The sequence below is a fragment of the Mesorhizobium sp. BR1-1-3 genome, assembly GCF_020165455.1.
Lineage (GTDB): Bacteria > Pseudomonadota > Alphaproteobacteria > Rhizobiales > Rhizobiaceae > Mesorhizobium > Mesorhizobium ciceri.
In genome coordinates this window covers 123,371-140,987 of record NZ_JAIUIC010000013.1, presented here as the reverse complement: position 1 = coordinate 140,987, position 17,617 = coordinate 123,371, and the positions used below count along the sequence as shown (strand labels likewise).

Genomic DNA, 17,617 nt, shown 5'->3' with positions numbered 1-17,617 from the left:
TGGTTAACGAAAAATTTATCGTACGCGTACGGTTTTCCCTTGAATTCCTAATCGACGGCGTATATGTACAGCGTATCGTACATGTACGAAAAAAATTCACCCGTCGGTACGAATTGAATTCGACCCGGAAACCGGAGACTGACAATGAAAAAGACACTCCTCACCCTCGCCGCCGTGCTGGCACTTTCGGGCTCGGCTTTCGCCGCCAACACCACCCATCCGGTCAAGCATGCGCCGGTGGCGGCCTGCGTTGACACCAAGACCAACCTGAAGCTCGATTGCGCTTCGACCGGTTCGGTCGAGAAGAAGGGGGCCACGGAAAACACCGCTGAAGGCAAGGGCCCGCGGCTCGGCATCAGCATCAATCCGTGGATTGTGCCGAGCGCATTCTGATATCAGCAAAGATCACGTCTGGCCGGCACAAGCCGGCCAGCTTCAAGCGACCGAAATCGGCAGCTTCGCCGCTGAACTCTCAAAGGCTGCGTCGATCAGCTTCTGCATGTCGGCGGCGCGCCGGAACGACGGATCGCCATTCCGGCCTGCATCCAGCGCATCGGCAAAGCGTCGCGCATTGTGCTTGACACTGGGCAGATCCAAAGTCCGCCAGCGCTGAAGATCGACATCCCCGCCGAGGCAGTCCGAGAGGCTCGATGCCTTGCCGTCGGTCTCGACCTTGATGGCGCCCTGGGTGCCGTGCAGGGCCAGCGACAAATCGTTGGCGTGACCGGTCATGTAGCGGCTCGCCACGATCGTGGCGAGCGCGCCGCACTCGAGCCGCGCCGTCATTGCCACGCTGTCATTGGCGTCCAGCACATAGTCGCCGATGCGCTCGCCCTCGGCCTTCGGAAACGTCACCAGATCGGCATGCAGGCTGACGATATCCTGGCCGGCGCCATAGGTGGCGAAATCCAGGATATGGATGCCGACATCGCCCAGCACGCCGGTCGAACCGTGCCGGCTGGACAAGCGCCACAGCCATTTGTCCTCGACCCGCCAGTCACCCCATGATTTGCTGACCAGCCAGCTTTGCCGGTAGCTCGCCTCGACATGGCGCAACGCGCCGATCGCGCCGGCCTGAACCATGCGCCGCGCCTCGTGGATCGCCGGTGAGTTGCGATAGGTAAGGTTGACCATGTTGATCACCCCGGCAGCCTCGGCCGCTTCGGTCATAGCAAGTGCGTCGGCATGATTCGGCGCCAGCGGCTTTTCGCAAAACACATGTTTTCCCACGCCGAGCAGCGCCAGCGTCGTCGCCCTATGCGCACCATCCGGCGTCGCGTTGATGGCGGCATCGAACTGGCCCCAGGCGATCGCCGCCTCCAGGCTCTCGAAAGAATCGCCGATCTCGCTGGCCGCGGCGAACGCCGCAGCGCGACCGGGCACCTGGTCGACACAGGCGACGATGCTGCAGCCGGGAATCCCGGCAAACTCCTCGACATGATGCCCGGCGATACCGCCGGTGCCGAGCAGAAGAATTCGATGCATTAGCCCCAAGCCCCCAAAATCAACTCACGCCTTGGGCAACTCAGGCCCCGATCAGCTCAGGCCGCCCCGATCAGCTCAGGCCCTTGTCGCCATCGGCATGCAGGCGCAGCCCCTTCTGCACGATCTTCTCCTTGGCCGCATCCGTCGGCACGTTCGGCGCATTGGTGATGCCGGACCAGGCCGGGGCCGGATTGTGCGCCCAATGGACGGCGTTGCGCAGCACCTGCTGCACGCCCTCATTGTGATAGATCGGATAGGTCTCGTGGCCGGGCGAGAAGTAGAAGATCCGTCCCGCGCCGCGCTGGTACGTCAGCCCGGACCGGAACACCTCGCCGCCCTCGTACCAGGAGACGAACACCGTCTCCAGCGGCTCCGGCACCGCGAACGGCTCGCCATACATTTCGGTCTCGCCGATCTCCAGGCACTCGCCAATGCCTTGCGCGATCGGGTGGCCGCGGTTGATCGCCCAGACGCGCTCGCGCTCGCCCGCCTCGCGCCATTTCAGCGAACATGGCGTGCCCATCAGCCGCTTGAATATCTTCGAGTAGTGACCGGAATGGAGCACGATCAGGCCCATCCCTTCCCACACTCGCTTCTGCACCCGCTCGACGATCTCGTCCTTGACCTCGCCATGCGCCGCGTGGCCCCACCACAAAAGCACGTCGGTGGCCGCCAGGCGCTTTTCGCTCAGGCCGTGCTCGGGCTCCTGCAAGGTGGCGGTGGTCGCCTCGATGCCCTTGTCCTGGTTGAGCGCGGCGGCGATGGTGCCGTGCATCCCCAAGGGATAGAGTTCGCGCACGGCTTCATTGGTCTGCTCGTGGACATTCTCGCCCCAAACGATCGCTTTTGTCGGCATTTTCATCTCCCAAAGCGCTTTAAATAGCACGCCCAAGGAGATTGAGAAGGTCCGATGCGATCTGGCCCGATGGAATACTAGGTCTTGCGCTTCTTGCGCCCCGGCACGGTCTTGGCCTTGCCCGGTTTCGCCGGTGCGCCGGGGATGGCGGTTCCGGTAATGGATACCGGATCGCTGGCCGGGAACGTGTCTTCAAGGCCTTCCTCGAGTTCCTCTTCGGCGCTCGGGGCTTCATGTCGCTCATGTTCGAGCGAGCGGACGGCCGATGTCTTTTTGACCGGCGACTTCGGCGCGGAATTCGACGGCATCGGCATTTCTCCCTCGGCGTGCGGATGCAGAACGAGCGTGCCCTGCAAAACGTTCCGAGTTCAGACCGCCGCGTCGCGCGATCCCTCGGACAGGAAAGTAAAGACATAGTCCGAGAAGGAACGCCAGCATTCGACCCGGAAGGCATCGGCGGCTGTGCGCAACAGCACGATCTCGGTCTTGCCCAGGATGGTGCGCGACGCCGCTCCAACCGGGAACGCGTCGAGCGACAGGTCTTGCGGGCAGCCCGCATTGATCGTCGCCGCTGCCCCAGTGCCCGTCACTGATATCGCGATGTTGCGATGCGAGACGCCAACCGCCGAATGCGGCGCGGATATTTTGGCGCAATCGGCGAGCGGATCGTTGCCGGCCTCATCGATGACAAGCCATTCGTCGGGGCCGAGCCACAGAGCGATGCGCCCACCCTTCGAGGCGGATGTCTTCGGCTTTTTCGGCAAGGTCACGCCGAGCGCCTTCGAAAGCGCTGCGGCCGAAGCCTCCGGCGCACGCAGCGAAATGCGCTTGGCCGGCGGCAGCACCTCGACCTTGACGGCGGCAGCAGTGGTGCTGCGTCCAGCCAGCGCCGGACGGCGCTCGACCGAAGGCGATGCAGCCGGAGCCGTCTTCCTTGCAGCGGCCTTAGCCATTGAGGCGCCCTCCCGTCTCGTCGAAGAACACCATGCCGGTAACCTCCACTTCGATCACCCCGTTCGGCATCGGCACGTAGAGCGTGTCGCCCATCCGGTCGCGGCCGCCGGCGACCAGCGCCAGCGCGATCGAGCGGCCGCAATTTTCCGACCAGTAGCTCGAAGTGACATGGCCGATCATCTTCATCGGGATCGCCTGCTTCGGATCCTCGACGATCTGCGCGCCTTCTTCGAGCACCACCTTGGGATCTTTGGTCTTGAGGCCCACCAACTGCTTGCGGCCCTTGGCGACAAGGTCCGGCCGAGTCAGGCCGCGGATGCCGACGAAATCGGTCTTCTTCTTGCCGACCGCCCAGTCGAGGCCGGCGTCGTTCGGCGTTACCGTGCCATCGGTGTCCTGGCCGACGATGATGTAGCCCTTTTCGGCGCGCAGCACGTGCATCGCCTCGGTGCCATAAGCAGCCGCACCATGCTTCTGGCCTTCGGCCCACAGCGCTTCCCAGACCGTCTGGCCATAATCGGCCGGCACATTGACCTCGAACCCGCGCTCGCCGGTGAACGACATGCGGAACAGCCGCGTCGGCACGCCGCAGATCTTGCCTTCGCGCACCGACATGTGCGGCAGCGCCTCGTCCGACATGTCGATGCCTTCGACCAGCGGCGCGATGATGTCGCGCGACTTGGGTCCCTGCACGGCGATGACCGCCCACTGCTCGGTGATCGAGGTCAGCCAGACATTGAGATGCGGGAACTCGGTCTGGAGATAGTCCTCCATATGGTTCATGACGCGCGGCGCACCGCCGGTCGTCGTCGTCACATGGAAGCGGTCGGGCGCCAGCCTGCCGACGACGCCGTCATCATAGATGAAGCCATCCTCGCGCAGCATGATGCCGTAGCGGCAGCGGCCGGGTTCCAGCTTCTCCCATGGGTTGGTGTAGAGCAGTTCCATGAACTTGGCCGCATCCGGCCCGACCACTTCGATCTTGCCGAGCGTCGAGGCATCGAACAGGCCGGCCGTCTTGCGCACGGCGACGCATTCGCGGTCGACCGCGGCGTGCATGTCCTCGCCCGCCTTGGGGAAATACCAGGCGCGCTTCCACTGGCCGACGTCCTCGAACACCGCGCCTTGCGCCTCGGCCCAGGGATGGATCGCCGTTTTACGCGTCGGATCGAACAGCGGCCCGCGCGCATGGCTGACGATCGTGCCGAAGGTCACCGGCGTATAGGGCGCCCGGAACGTGGTCAGGCCGACCTCCGGGATCGGCTTTCCCAGCATCTCGGCGGCAATCGCCAGGCCGTGCATGTTGGAGGTCTTGCCCTGATCGGTGGCCATGCCGTTGGTGGTGAAGCGCTTGACGTGCTCGATCGAGCGCATGCCTTCGTGCACCGCCTGGCGGATATCCTTGGCGGTGACGTCGTTCTGGAAGTCGACAAACGCCTTCACCGTGGTGTCCGGCCCGGCGCCAGGAGCCGCACCCAGCATGCCGCGCGACCAGCTCTCGGAGGTGTCGACCTTCGGCTTCGTACCCTTGGCGGTTTTCGCGCCCGCATCCCTGGCCGCTTTGGCGCCCGCGGCATAGGCCTCGTCGACCGTCGCCGATAGGCCGTCGGTACCATTGCAGGCGCCGACAGAGACACAATCCTGCGCATAGGTGCCCGGCACGAAGCGCTTGGTCTCGTCGTTGAAGGCGACCTTGCCGCGCGACTGCGAGAACAGATGCACCGACGGCGTCCAGCCGGCCGACATCAGGATCGCGTCGACTGGAATGGTGCGTTCGCCGCCGCCATTCTTCGGCTGCACCGTCATCGAGGAAACGCGCAGCTTGCCGCCGGCGCGGATCACCGCGCGGCCGAAATTGACCTCGATGCCGAGCGCCCTCGCCTCGTCGATCACCGGTCCGGTCGGATTGTCGCGCAAATCGACGATCGCCGCCACGTTGACGCCGGCCTTCTTCAGGTCGATCGCCGCTGCATAGGCGGAATCATTGGCGGTGTAGACGCCGACATTCCTGCCGACCGCGACGCCATAGTGGTTGAGATAGGTGCGCGCGGCACCCGCCAGCATGATGCCCGGGCGGTCGTTGTCGGCAAACACCATATGGCGCTCGATGGCGCCCGAGGCCAGCACCACGCGCTTGGCCCTGACCTGCCACAGCCGCTCGCGCGCCAGATCGTGGCCAGGAGCCTTCAGATGATCGCTAACACGCTCGACCAGGCCGACGAAATTCTGCGCATAATAACCGAACGCCGTCGTGCGCGGGAGCACGCGGACATTGTCCATCGCGGCGAGCTTCGCCACCGCAGCTTGCGCCCAGGCGAAACCGTCCTGGCCGTCGATTTTCGCGCCGCTCTCGAAACGCAGGCTGCCGCCGAACTCGGCCTGCTCGTCGGCGAGGATGACGCGCACGCCGGTCTCCGCCGCTGCCAATGCCGCAGCGATGCCCGCCGCACCGCCGCCCAGCACCAGCACGTCGCAATGCGCATAGCGTGACGAATAATGGTCGGGATCGGGCTGGTCCGGGGAAACGCCAAGACCGGCCGCGGCGCGGATCTTTGGCTCGTACAGGCTCTTCCATGCCGCCTTCGGCCACATGAAGGTCTTGTAGTAGAAGCCGGCCGAAAACATCGGCGACGCGATGTCGTTGACCGCACCGACGTCGAAGGACAGCGACGGCCAGCGGTTCTGCGACTGCGCCTCGAGCCCGTCATAAAGTTCCTGCACGGTCGCGCGCACGTTCGGCGTCTTGCGTGCCGCGTCGCGCCTGATTTCGACCAGCGCGTTCGGCTCCTCGGCGCCCGCCGACAGGATGCCGCGCGGACGGTGGTACTTGAACGAACGGCCGACCAGATGGACGCCATTGGCGAGCAGCGCCGAGGCCAGCGTGTCGCCCTCGATGCCGGCATAGGACTGGCCATCGAAGCTGAAACGCGCGGTCTTGGCTTGGCTGAAGCGGCCGGCGCCGGAAATGCGGTACGACGCGCCGCTCATTTGCCAACTCCCGGCAGCTTGGAGGGTTTGGGTTCGCCGGCCTTGTAGGTCATGACGAACCTGTCGGTGACGGTGTCGCGCACGGCGTTGAAGAAGCGCGCGCAGCCATGCATGTGCCGCCACCGCTCATAGATGATGCCCTTGGGGTTGGAGCGGATGAAAAAGAACTTTTCGAAATCGTCGTCGCTCTCGCCGGCCATATTGGCCGAGCGCGCGATATGCGCCTCGCCGGCGTTGCGAAACTCGAGTTCCGGACGCTCTTCCTCGCAATAGGGGCAGCGGATGAGAAGCATTTGTTCGTTCCTACAATTCGCCGTGGCCGACGCGGGCGCCCGCCGGTTGATCGCAAAGCTTCTGTCCCAGGGTCGCGAACGGCGCGACGAGCCGGATGCGTTCCTCCACGCTTGCAGCGGGACGAAACAGATCGCGCGACGCCATGTTGCCGAGAGTGAGTTGCATCGGATCGGTGGTGACGATGACTTGACGCGGCTGGAATGTCTCGTCTTCGTCAAGCCCTTCGGGACGTCTCTCGAAGAACATCACCACCCGCTGGCCGCCGCTCCAGACGCAGGCCAGCGTGCCGTCGTCGACCGAAAACGGCCAGACGGTCTCGTTGCCGGTGCGGCTGATCGGTTGCGTGCGCACTTCGTCAGCCGACGGAAAATGGAACATGCCCCGTTCCCCCGCCAGCACGTGTTCCCCCGCCAGAATCAGCGGCATCGCGACAGCCATCCCAGCCATCATCAGTGCGCCACCGCCGCCGCCGCCGCCTCGTCGATGAGCCGGCCGGTGCGGAAGCGCTCGATGGTGAAGGGCGCGTTGATCGGATGCGGATCGTCTTTGGCGATGGTGTGGGCAAAGACATGGCCCGAGCCCGGCGTCGCCTTGAAGCCGCCGGTGCCCCAGCCGCAATTGACATAGAGGCCGGGCACCGGCGTCTTGGCCAGGATCGGCGAGCGGTCGGGCGTGACGTCGACGATGCCGCCCCACGAGCGCAGCATCTTCATGCGCGTGAAGATCGGGAACATCTCGCAGATGGCGTCCAGCGTGTGCTGCAATATGTGCAGGCCGCCGGTCTGCGAATAGGAGACATACTGGTCGGTGCCGGCGCCGATCACCAGCTCGCCCTTGTCGGACTGCGAGATATAGGCGTGCACCGTGTTCGACATGACCACGCAGGGCACCACCGGCTTGACCGGTTCCGACACCAGCGCCTGCAGCGGATAGCTTTCCAGCGGCATGCGCACGCCGGCCATATTCATGATGACGGAGGAATGGCCGGCGGCAACGACGCCGACCTTCTTGGCGCCAATGAAGCCGCGTGTCGTGTCGACGCCCATGACCGCGCCATTGGGCGCCCGCTTGACCCCGGTGACCTCGCAATTCTGGATGATGTGCACGCCGCGCGCCGAGGCGCCGCGCGCATAGCCCCAGGCAACCGCATCGTGGCGCGCCGTGCCGCCGCGCCGCTGCAGCGCCGCACCGACCACCGGATAGCGCGCGTCTTTGGAGGTGTTGAGCGGCGGGCAGAATTCCTTCGCCTGCTCCGGCGTCAGCCACTCATTGTCGATACCGTTCAGCCGGTTGGCGTGCACGTGGCGCTTCAGCACCTGCACGTCGTGCACATTGTGCGCGAGCATCATGACGCCGCGCGCCGAATACATGACGTTGTAGTTGAGCTCCTGGCTCAGCCCATCCCACAGCTTCAGCGCATGGTCGTAGATGCCGGCGCTCTCGTCATAGAGATAGTTGGAGCGGATGATGGTGGTGTTGCGGCCTGTGTTGCCGCCGCCGAGCCAGCCCTTTTCCAGCACCGCGACATTGGTGATGCCGTGAACCGTGGCGAGGTAATAGGCGGTGGCCAGGCCATGGCCGCCGGCGCCGACGATGATGACGTCGTATTCTTTCCTGGGCTCAGGCGAGGACCACTGTTCTTCCCAGCCCTTGTGACCGCGCATGGCTTCACGGGCGATGGCGAATACCGAATATTTCTTCAACGTCCCAACCTCGCCCCAAAAAGGCTTCGCGAATGGCGGCCGGCGTTCATTCGGTCCCGGCGCGCGAGGTGTATCACTAGCGAAACAGCGCTTCCACCCTTGCGCTGTTTGCGACGGCGCTTGCCGTTTTGCGCCGTGGTGAAAAAGACGCATCCGGCGCGTCGGCGCTTTCCAGCATCTTGGCGAGTATCGGGTGGCTCGCTTTGCCTCGATCTGCGACCAAGCATCCCAACTGCCGGTCAAGCCGGCGCGAAGAAAAGGATGCAAAAATGTTCGCACTCGCCAACAAGGTCGCCATCGTCACCGGCGCCAGTTCCGGCATCGGCCGCGCCACGGCAAAACTCTTTGCCGAGGAAGGCGCCAAGGTCATCGTCGCCGCCCGCCGCCAGGCCGAGCTCGACGCGCTTGTCGCCGAAATCGCGGATGCCGATGGCATCGCCATCGCGCTTGCCGGCGATGTCCGCGACGAAGCCTACGCAAAGGCCCTTGTCGATCTGGCGGTCGAAAAATTCGGCGGGCTCGACATCGCCTTCAACAATGCCGGCGCTGTCGGCCTGATGAGACCGATAGCCGAATTGCCGCTGGAAGGCTGGCGCGAGACGCTCGACACCAATCTCACCAGCGCGTTTCTCGGCGCCAAATACCAGGTGCCGGCAATGGTCGAGCGTGGCGGTGGTTCGCTGATCTTCACCTCCACCTTCGTCGGCCACACAGTCGGCATGCCAGGCATGACCAGTTATGCCGCAAGCAAGGCCGGCCTGATCGGACTGACACAGGTGCTGGCCGCCGAATACGGCCCGAAAGGCGTGCGGGTCAACGCGCTGCTGCCCGGCGGCACAGACACGCCGGCGGCAACCTTCAAGACCCCGGAATCACGGGCCTTCGTCGAAGGCCTGCATGCTTTGAAGCGTGTCGCTATGCCGGAGGAGATCGCTCGCTCGGCGCTCTATCTCGCCTCCGATGCCTCGAGCTTTACCACCGGAGCCGCTCTGTTTGCCGATGGCGGCGTGTCGATCAACCGGACGTGAAGACTTTTCGCGTCCGGAATGCATGTTCATAGCCGCCAGGCAGACGGCCGGTCTTGATTTTTCGCCGCGATTTGGCGATGCCGTTTCTGTCCAAAAGCGGGGTCTGGAACTATGTTGTTGATCAGAACCTATGTGACTGCGAGTGCGATCGAAGGCGTCGGCGTGTTCGCTGCGGAGCCGATCAGGAAAGGGGCTTCGATCTGGCGGCTCGATCCGGATTTCGACCGACTGGTCCCCATGGACAAATACGAAGCGGCCCCCCCGCATCTCAGGGAACTGCTCGACCGCTATGCCTATCCCAGCCCCGACCGGCCAGGTTTCATGGTCTATGAAGTCGACAATGGCCGCTTCATGAACCATTCCAGCAATCCGAATACGGATTTTTCGCAATATGGCGGGGCCACCGCGACCCGCGACATCGCCGTGGGCGAGGAGATCACCTGCGACTACGGCGAGTTCTTCGAGGATTTCGAGCGGCTGCACCTCGCGACGGCCTAGTCGGCTCCTTATCTCAAGGCAAACAGACTGCGGCTGACACCGCAAATTCATTTCCGCTGTGGACAGCGCGGCATGATTCTGCTATCAGCCGCCACAATTCGTGGTGTAAACCGCCGCGGAGGCTAGCGGCTATGATCGCTTGCCTGTTGATATCAAACCCGAAAGACAGGATTGCCCGTGCAGGTACTCGTCCGCGACAATAACGTTGATCAGGCGCTTCGCGCTCTCAAGAAGAAGATGCAGCGCGAAGGCATTTTCCGCGAAATGAAGATGCGCGGTCACTACGAGAAGCCGTCCGAGAAGCGCGCCCGCGAAAAGGCTGAAGCCGTTCGCCGCGCCCGCAAGCTGGCCCGCAAGCGCGCCCAGCGCGAAGGCCTGCTGCCGATGACGCCGCGCCCTGTTGCTGCCGGCGCCGCTGGTGGTGCAGCTGGCGCTCCGCGTCCGCCGCGGTTCTAACGCCAATTTTTCGTCCTTTTCGAAGGATATCAGAGGTGGCGCGATGTGGAATCGCCGCCACCTTTTTGTTTTGATGTGACCGGTCCGGAGGGGGAGCCGGATCTGAACGACGCGGCTTGAAGTGAGGACAGGGCAGACATGAACGCAACGAGCGTGGAGCGCGGGACCGCATTGCGTGGTTTCGCCCTGACAGCGGCCCTGCTCTCCGGACTGGCGCTTGCCGGCTGCCAAACGGCGGGCCCGACCGGTGAATTCAACAACATCGACAAGGCGCAAGGCTCGAGCGAGAACATTTCCTCGCTGTCGGCGGTCATCCAGCGCAATCCCCAGGATCCCGAAGGCTACAATGTGCGCGGCTCGGCCTATGGCCGTGGCGGCCAATACCAGGCGGCGCTCAAGGATTTCAATCAAGCCATCCAGCTCAATCCGAATTTCTTCCAGGCCTATTCGAATCGTGCGCTCATCCAGCGCTTCCTCGGCAACCAGGAAGCCGCACTCGCGGACTACAACCGTTCGATCCAGATCAACTCGAACTATGACGCCGCCTATATCGGCCGCGGCAATCTCTACCGCAAGGCGGGTCGCACCCAGGACGCCTTCAACGACTTTCAGAAGGCGATCCAACTCGATACGACCGACGCGCGCGCCTACCACAATCGAGGCCTGATCTATCAGAGCCAGGGCCAGCACAAATTCGCCATCGAGGATTTCTCGACCGCCATCTCGCTGGCGCCGGACGCCGCCGAGCCCTACAACGGCCGCGGCCTCTCCTATCTGGCAACCAATGACGAGGACAACGCCTTCTCCGATTTCAACATGGCGATCAAGCTCGACGGCAAGAACGCCGAGGCCTGGGCCAACCAGGCGCTGATCTACGAGCGGCGCGGTGACAAGGCCAAAGCCGCGAAATCCTATAAGGAAGCCGTTCGCCTCGACCCGACCTACCAGCCGGCCAAGGATGGCCTCGCCCGTGTCAGCTGATCTCGGTTTCGGCAAACGCTTCCCATACAAAGCCGCGTGACATCCAAGTGCCGCGGGATTCTTGGCGTGTCCGAAAAGACGCACTTCGCAACTGCGCATTAACCCCGGCAGGAGGCTTTCGGCCCCTGCCTTGATCGCGCCAAGTTTTCAGCGGAACGGTCTGGCCTCCCAAGCCGTTATCGAAAAGCAATTTGCGAAAGGACCCTCCCATGATCAAGAAACTCGCCTGCGCCGCTGCCCTCGCCACGACGATGTTCGCGGTGGCTCCAGCCAGCGCCGGCAAGCTGCAACTCGGCACGCTCGATTGCACCATCGACGGCGGCACCGCTTATATCGTCGCTTCCAACAAGGGCGTGTCCTGTGTCTTCCGGCCTCATCATCACGGGCCGTCCGAGGTTTACACAGGCGTCATCTCCAAGATCGGCCTCGATGTCGGCCAGACGCATCAGGGCCAGCTCGTTTGGGCCGTGCTGGCTGCGACCCGGGACCGTGACGGAGGCGATCTCGCCGGCAGCTATTACGGCGTCAACGCCGAGGCGAGCGTGGTGACCGGCGGCGGCGCCAATCTGCTGGTTGGCGGCTTGGACAGCGCCTTCATGCTGGAGCCGCTCAGCGTCCAGGCGCAGACCGGCGTCAACCTTGCCGTGGCCGTGACCTCGCTCCAGCTGATCCATTCATTCAAGTGATCGCATGGAGCCGTGCGCTCCATGACCCCTCACCCCGCGGCGCGGAACCAGATAGGATGGTTCCGCGCCGTTGATTTTTGAGGGGACCATCATGCTGAAGACAGCCATTGCTGCTGCCATATTCGCTACCGTGTTTGCCGGAGCAGCGCAGGCGCAGGACCGAGGCATAGAGCTCGGTACGCTTGACTGTGCCATTGGCGGCGGCACCGGCTTCATCTTCGGCTCGAGCAAGGATCTGAGCTGCACCTTCAACCCCGCCGACAAGAGCTTCGCGTCGGAAGCCTATTTCGGCGCCGTCAACAAATACGGCCTCGACATCGGCACGACGAAGCAGACGGTCATGCAGTGGATCGTGCTGACGCCGCTGAAGAACATCTACGCGCCGGGTGCGCTGGCCGGCGACTACATCGGCGCCAGCGCCGAGGTGACGGCCGCCGTCGGCGCCGGCGCCAATCTCCTGGTCGGCGGCTCCGCTCAGGCCTTCACCTTGCAGCCGCTCAGCTTGCAGACGCAGACCGGCATGAACCTCGCGATCGGCGTCAGCCAGTTCCAGCTGCGCAGCACCGAGAACTGATCGCGCAACGAACCCGCCAATCGGAAAGGCTGCCGCGCGAACGGTCCTCAAAAAACCGCTTGAGCTCAACCCCGGTTGAGGTTTTACAAGCCTGCCCCGAACGCAACAACGCCTCGATGCGGCGCCCGATCCGGCGCTGTCGAACCGCATGGTCCTGCCGGAAAGCCGTACTGGCTTCTGGCGTCCTGCGCTGGCGTCGAGATATGCAAGACAGGGGTGGAAATGACCGGGATCAGCACAAACAAGGTCGACTGGCGCGGATTATGGGCAAGCGGCGACCTGGCGCGCTTCTGCTTCATCAGCCTCGGCATCCTGTTGCACGCCACCAACGAGACGATGGTGGCAACGGTGATGCCGGCCATGGTCGGCGAACTGGCGGGCGTGCAGCTCGTCGGCTGGTCGCTGGCGATCTACGAACTCGGTGCCATCGTTGCCGGCGCGGCCGCCGGACGGCTGGTGAGTTATGTCCCCTTGCGCACCAACATGGTGGTCGCAGCCCTGCTCTACGCAGCAGGCGCCCTGATCTGCGCCACCTCGCCTTCCATGCAACTGTTCCTCGCCGGCCGCCTGATCGAAGGACTTGGCGGCGGTGCGCTGGTGTCGCTGGCCTTCGTCTCGGTCGAACGACTGTTCTCGCGCGCCATCTGGCCGCAGCTTTTCGGCATCATGTCGGCGATCTGGGGCGTCGCCGCCTTCAGCGGACCATTGCTCGGCGCGATCATGACCGAGCTTTTGTCATGGCGCTGGGCCTTCGGCATCTTCACCCTCGGCGGCGCAGCCATGGCGCTGGCAAGTTTCATCGTGCTCGACACGCCGGAGGCGACGAGGCCGAAGGCGAGCGCAGGCGGGGCGCCGCCCTTCCCGTTCGCGGCCCTTGCCTGCCTTACCGTTGCCGTGGTGCTGATCGCCTCGGCCGGCGTCGACATCGCCTTGCTACGCTCTTCGCTGCTGATGGCCTTCGGCCTCATCGGCCTGCTGCTGTTCTTCACCATCGACGCGCTGAAGCCGCTTTCGCGGCTGTTCCCGGCGCGGCTGTTCTCATGGCGCACGCCGGTCGGCGCCGGCATGACCATGGTTGCCGCCTTTTCGGTGGCCACCTGTTCCTTCGGCGTCTACGGGCCGCTGCTGCTGACCAGCCTTCACGACATTCCGCTGCTGACCACCGGCTACATCATCGCCGCCGAATCGATCGCCTGGTCGATCCTGTCGATCCTGGTCGCCAACGCGCCCCCGCGGCGCGAGCGGCTGATCATCATCGGCGGCGCGGTGATGATCGCGGCCGGCATCGCCGGCTTTGCCTACACGATACCCCTGGGCTCCATCCCGCTCATCCTGATCTGTGCCCTGTTGCAAGGCGGCGGCTTCGGCATCGCCTGGCCGTTCCTGACACGCGTCATCGTCGCCTCCGCCCCGAAGAGCGAGCAGACCATCGCCTCGGCGGCGGTGCCGACCATGCAGCGCATCGGCTACGCCGTGGGTGCAGCCCTTGCCGGCATCGTCGCCAATGCCAGCGGCTTTTCGCAAGGTTTGAACCACGACGCGGCGGCGAATGTCGCGTCCTGGCTGTTTCTTGCCTTCATCCCGCTCGGCATTGTCGGCTGCCTGGCGGCCTTGCGGGTTTCCAAGCCGCTTGGCCAGCAGCTGGAAGCTACTGGCTAGAAGCGCCCAACCCGCTCATTCGACCTCGCGCAGGCGGTAGCCGACGCCGGTCTCGGTGGTGATGTAGCGCGGCTGATCGGGGCTCTTCTCGATCTTCTGCCTGAGCTGCCGCACATAGACCCTGAGATACTGCACGTCGGTCGAGTCGCCCCAGACCTGCTTCAACAGGAAATGGTGGGTCAGCACCTTGCCGGCGTGCTGCACCAGCATGCGCAGGATGTCGTATTCCTTCGGCGACAGCTTTACCTCCTTGCCCTCGACCTTGACGATGCGCTTGACCAGATCGACGCTGAGATCGCCGGTCTGGAAAATCGGCTTCTCGCCCTGTTGCTGGAACTTGTGGCGGAGCGCCACGCGGATGCGTGCGACCAGTTCGTTCATGCCGAAGGGTTTGGTGACATAGTCGTCGGCGCCGAGCTCCAGGGCCTGGACGATACCGGCCTCGTCGGTCCGGCTGGACAGGATGACCACCGGAATGTCGAGGCCGTCGTCGCGCCATTTGCGCAGCAACTCATGGCCGCTCATGCCGGGCAGGCCAAGGTCGAGCAAGACGAGGTCCGGCTTCTCCGCCTCCATCAGCTCGATGGCCGCCCTGGCATTCGGCGCCTCGCTGATCGCGTAGCCCTGGCTGCCGAGGCCGACGCGCAGCAGCTTGCGGATCGGCGGCTCGTCATCGACGACCAGTATCCTGACGTTCGAGTTTGTCATGCCAGGTCACCCACATCGTCGGTATTCGAAGCGTCGAAATTGGGCGGATTTGCCGGCTTGGGCATTTTGATGGTGAAGACCGCGCCCGAACCGTCGGTCCGGTTTGCCGCCGTGATCGTGCCACCCATCGCCTCGATGAAGCCGCGGCAGATCGACAGGCCGAGCCCGGTGCCGGCGCGGATCTGATCGCGCTTGCGCACCCGGTAGAAGGTGTCGAAAATCCGTTCCAGATCGCCGGGAGGAATGCCCGGCCCTTCATCCATGATCTGCAGCAGGACGGAGCCATTGTCGGTCCAGCCCTGGACGCGGATCGTCGAGCCGGCCGGGGCATATTTCGCCGCATTGTCGAGAAGATTGAACAACGCTTGCTCGAACAGCACCGGGTCGACCTTCAACATCGGCAAATCCCTGGGGATGTCCGTCTCGATCTTGTGCTCGCCGATGATTTTCCTGGCCCTTTGCAGGGCAGAGCCGACGATGTCGCCGACATAGTGAAAGGCGTAGTTCGGCTCCATCGCGCCGGACTCGATCTTGGTCATGTCGAGCAGATTGGCGATGAAGCGGTTCAACCGCTCGGATTCGTCGAGCACCGTCGACAGCAGTTCGGCCCGATCCGGTTCGGGAAGTGCTGCTGAAAAATCCCGCAGCGTGCCGGCGGCGCCCATGATGGCGGCGAGCGGCGTCTTCAGATCATGGGAAATGGAGGTGAGCAGCGCCGAGCGCAGCCTGTCCGCCTCGGCGGCGAGCTTGGCCCGGTCGACGTCGGCGACCAGTTGGATACGCTCGATGGCGACCGCCGCCTGGTCGGCCAGTGCGTCGAGAAGCCGCTGCTGCTCGGGCGTCAGCAACGGTCCCTGCTTGTCGTTGTCGAGGCCGACGACGCCGATGGCCGTGCGCCCGGTCCGCAAGGGCAGATAGAGGCGCTTGGCGCCCGGAAGCGTGTCGGCGCCGCGACCCGCGGCACGATTATGCTCCCAGGCCCAGCGGGCGGCGGCGATGTCGGCTTCGGCCAGCGTGTCGTCAGGCGGATAGCCGGCCTTGACGGTGATCGTCCCGTCTTCCGGCAAAAGCAGCACCACGCGCAACTTCAGCATCGAGGCGATCTGGAAGGCCGTGGCCCAGAGGACGTCGTCCAGCGTCCCGGCGCCGGCGAGCTTCTTCGAAAAGAGGTAGATATCCTCCGTCGCCCGCGCCCGCGAGCGGGCGGCGACCGCCTGGCGCTGCACGCGCGCCGTCAGATTGCTGGCAATGACCGCAACGACGAGAAAGACGCCAAGCGCGACGATGCTCTCCGGATCCCTGATCGTCAGCGTATAGCGCGGCTCCAGGAAGAAATAATTGAAAGCAAGGGCGCTGACGAAACAAGCATACAGAGCCGGCCACAGGCCGCCGGTCACCGCCGATGCCAGCACCCCGATGAGCAGAATGATCGCCAGATTGCGAACGTCGAGAAACTGATCGAGAAGGACGGCGAAGGCGAGCGAGCCGATGACAAAGGCCGTCGACTTGAGATAGGGCCAGATTTCGAACTGCCACTGCTCGTCGGCCGCCTTGACGCTCCGCGACGCCGCCTCGGTGCCGCGTTCGCTTCCCGAAATGACATGGACGCTGATATCGCCGGCATTGCGGATGAGGTCATAGGTGAGCGAGCCTTCGATCAATTCGCGCCAGCGCGACCGGGTCGGCCTGCCGACGACGATATGGGTAAAATTGTTCGCCGTCGCATAACGCACGATGTCCTGCGCCACATTCTGACCCGGAATGGTCGTCACCTCGGCGCCAAGCTGCTGGGCAAGGCGCAGGTTCGTCGCCAGCCGGTCCTTGTCATCCTCAGGCATGCTGGCCGAGCGCGTGCTGTCGACGTGCAGCGCCGTCCACGGCGCACGCAGCCGGTCGGCCAGCCTGCGCGCATAGCGCACGCGGGCCGCTCCTCCAGGTCGCGCGTCGAGGCAGACGAGGACCCTTTCGCCTGCCGCCCACGGTCCGGGAATGGCGTGCGCCTGCATATGGATGAGCAACTGGTCGTCGACACGCTGCGCGGTGCGGCGCAGCGCCAGTTCCCTGAGCGCCGTCAGGTTGCCCGGCGAGAAATAGTTCTCGATTGCGCGCTGCGCGGTATTGGGGAAATAGACCTTGCCTTCCTCGAGCCGCTTGATCAGGTCGTCGGGGGTGAGATCGATGATCTCGACATCGTCGGCCTGGTCGATGATGGAATCGGGAACCGTCTCGCGAACCCTGACCTTGGTGATCTGGGCGACGACGTCGTTCAGGCTTTCGACATGCTGGATGTTGAGCGTCGTATAGACGTCGATGCCGTGCGTCAGGATCTCCTGGACATCGAGATAGCGCTTGGGATGGCGGCTGCCGGGCGCATTGGTGTGGGCGAGTTCGTCGACAAGAACCAGCGCCGGGCGCCGGGCGAGGATGGCATCGATATCCATCTCGTCGAGGATGCGCCCTTTGTAGTCGACCTTGCGGCGGGGAATGACCTCATAGCCCTCGACCAGGGCCAGCGTCTCCTTGCGGCCATGCGTCTCGACGACGCCGATCACCACATCCACGCCGTCGGCCAGCCTGGCGCGGCCCGACATCAGCATCTCATAGGTTTTGCCGACGCCCGGTGCCGCGCCGAGGAAAATTCTCAGGCGGCCGCGACCCTCCCGCTCGGCATGGTCAAGCAGTGCGTCGGGCGAGGGTCTGGTGTCGCTGCTTCTGTCGTCAGGCATCGGGATCGATCATGGATGGCG

The 17,617-nt window shown here is 64.2% G+C and carries 18 protein-coding genes; 8 read left to right on the top strand and 10 right to left on the bottom strand.

The window, feature by feature from the left end:
- Positions 1 to 144: 144 nt before the first annotated feature.
- Positions 145 to 393, top strand: a complete 249-nt coding sequence (locus tag LB559_RS25905; RefSeq protein ID WP_013529664.1) for a DUF680 domain-containing protein — start codon at positions 145 to 147, stop codon at positions 391 to 393.
- Between the two features lie 42 nt (positions 394 to 435).
- Here the strand turns inward: LB559_RS25905 and LB559_RS25900 are convergent, their stop codons facing one another.
- From LB559_RS25900 to LB559_RS25865, 8 genes are all read right to left on the bottom strand, one after another.
- The gene (locus LB559_RS25900) at positions 436 to 1,485 is read right to left on the bottom strand and encodes a Gfo/Idh/MocA family protein (protein ID WP_224675285.1); all 1,050 of its coding nucleotides are present in this window, start codon (positions 1,483 to 1,485) and stop codon (positions 436 to 438) included.
- 70 nt (positions 1,486 to 1,555) lie between these two features.
- Complete coding sequence (locus LB559_RS25895; RefSeq protein ID WP_224675284.1) at positions 1,556 to 2,341, bottom strand: ThuA domain-containing protein; 786 nt, start codon at positions 2,339 to 2,341, stop codon at positions 1,556 to 1,558.
- A 77-nt stretch (positions 2,342 to 2,418) separates the two neighbouring features.
- Positions 2,419 to 2,649: a hypothetical protein gene (locus LB559_RS25890; RefSeq protein ID WP_024502775.1), complete on the bottom strand. Its 231-nt coding sequence runs from the start codon at positions 2,647 to 2,649 to the stop codon at positions 2,419 to 2,421.
- A 60-nt stretch (positions 2,650 to 2,709) separates the two neighbouring features.
- Positions 2,710 to 3,294: a sarcosine oxidase subunit gamma gene (locus LB559_RS25885; protein WP_224675283.1), complete on the bottom strand. Its 585-nt coding sequence runs from the start codon at positions 3,292 to 3,294 to the stop codon at positions 2,710 to 2,712.
- Complete coding sequence (locus LB559_RS25880) at positions 3,287 to 6,283, bottom strand: sarcosine oxidase subunit alpha (RefSeq protein ID WP_224675282.1); 2,997 nt, start codon at positions 6,281 to 6,283, stop codon at positions 3,287 to 3,289. The genes LB559_RS25885 and LB559_RS25880 overlap by 8 nt, the downstream gene beginning before the upstream one ends.
- A complete protein-coding gene (locus tag LB559_RS25875) occupies positions 6,280 to 6,576 on the bottom strand; it encodes a sarcosine oxidase subunit delta (RefSeq protein ID WP_013529658.1) in 297 nt (98 codons plus the stop codon). Before LB559_RS25875 ends, LB559_RS25880 begins: the two co-directional genes overlap by 4 nt.
- Positions 6,577 to 6,586: 10 nt before the next feature.
- Positions 6,587 to 7,027 (bottom strand): hypothetical protein, encoded by a 441-nt coding sequence (locus LB559_RS25870; RefSeq protein ID WP_224675281.1) that lies wholly within the window; start codon positions 7,025 to 7,027, stop codon positions 6,587 to 6,589.
- On the bottom strand, positions 7,027 to 8,280 hold the full coding sequence (locus tag LB559_RS25865) for a sarcosine oxidase subunit beta (RefSeq protein WP_127259922.1): 1,254 nt from the start codon (positions 8,278 to 8,280) through the stop codon (positions 7,027 to 7,029). Before LB559_RS25865 ends, LB559_RS25870 begins: the two co-directional genes overlap by 1 nt.
- A gap of 269 nt (positions 8,281 to 8,549) precedes the next feature.
- Here LB559_RS25865 and LB559_RS25860 point away from each other — a divergent pair, with 269 nt between their 5' ends.
- The 7 genes from LB559_RS25860 (at position 8,550) to LB559_RS25830 (ending at position 14,162) form a co-directional block, all read left to right on the top strand.
- Complete coding sequence (locus tag LB559_RS25860) at positions 8,550 to 9,308, top strand: SDR family oxidoreductase (RefSeq protein WP_224675280.1); 759 nt, start codon at positions 8,550 to 8,552, stop codon at positions 9,306 to 9,308.
- A gap of 111 nt (positions 9,309 to 9,419) precedes the next feature.
- Positions 9,420 to 9,806 (top strand): SET domain-containing protein, encoded by a 387-nt coding sequence (locus LB559_RS25855; RefSeq protein WP_063168976.1) that lies wholly within the window; start codon positions 9,420 to 9,422, stop codon positions 9,804 to 9,806.
- Positions 9,807 to 9,983: 177 nt separating this feature from the next.
- Positions 9,984 to 10,262: a 30S ribosomal protein S21 gene (gene rpsU / locus LB559_RS25850; protein WP_013529653.1), complete on the top strand. Its 279-nt coding sequence runs from the start codon at positions 9,984 to 9,986 to the stop codon at positions 10,260 to 10,262.
- 138 nt (positions 10,263 to 10,400) lie between these two features.
- A complete protein-coding gene (locus tag LB559_RS25845) occupies positions 10,401 to 11,243 on the top strand; it encodes a tetratricopeptide repeat protein (protein WP_013529652.1) in 843 nt (280 codons plus the stop codon).
- Between the two features lie 209 nt (positions 11,244 to 11,452).
- A complete protein-coding gene (locus LB559_RS25840) occupies positions 11,453 to 11,929 on the top strand; it encodes a DUF992 domain-containing protein (RefSeq protein WP_024502781.1) in 477 nt (158 codons plus the stop codon).
- 91 nt (positions 11,930 to 12,020) lie between these two features.
- Positions 12,021 to 12,503: a DUF992 domain-containing protein gene (locus LB559_RS25835; protein WP_224675279.1), complete on the top strand. Its 483-nt coding sequence runs from the start codon at positions 12,021 to 12,023 to the stop codon at positions 12,501 to 12,503.
- Between the two features lie 222 nt (positions 12,504 to 12,725).
- Positions 12,726 to 14,162 carry an MFS transporter gene (locus LB559_RS25830; RefSeq protein ID WP_224675278.1) on the top strand — a complete coding sequence of 479 codons (1,437 nt, stop codon included), beginning with the start codon at positions 12,726 to 12,728 and terminating at the stop codon, positions 14,160 to 14,162.
- 15 nt (positions 14,163 to 14,177) lie between these two features.
- Here the strand turns inward: LB559_RS25830 and LB559_RS25825 are convergent, their stop codons facing one another.
- Both LB559_RS25825 and LB559_RS25820 read right to left on the bottom strand, forming a co-directional pair.
- A complete protein-coding gene (locus LB559_RS25825) occupies positions 14,178 to 14,870 on the bottom strand; it encodes a response regulator transcription factor (RefSeq protein ID WP_013529648.1) in 693 nt (230 codons plus the stop codon).
- A complete protein-coding gene (locus LB559_RS25820; RefSeq protein WP_224675277.1) occupies positions 14,867 to 17,596 on the bottom strand; it encodes a sensor histidine kinase in 2,730 nt (909 codons plus the stop codon). The genes LB559_RS25825 and LB559_RS25820 overlap by 4 nt, the downstream gene beginning before the upstream one ends.
- Between the last annotated feature and the right edge of the window lie 21 nt (positions 17,597 to 17,617).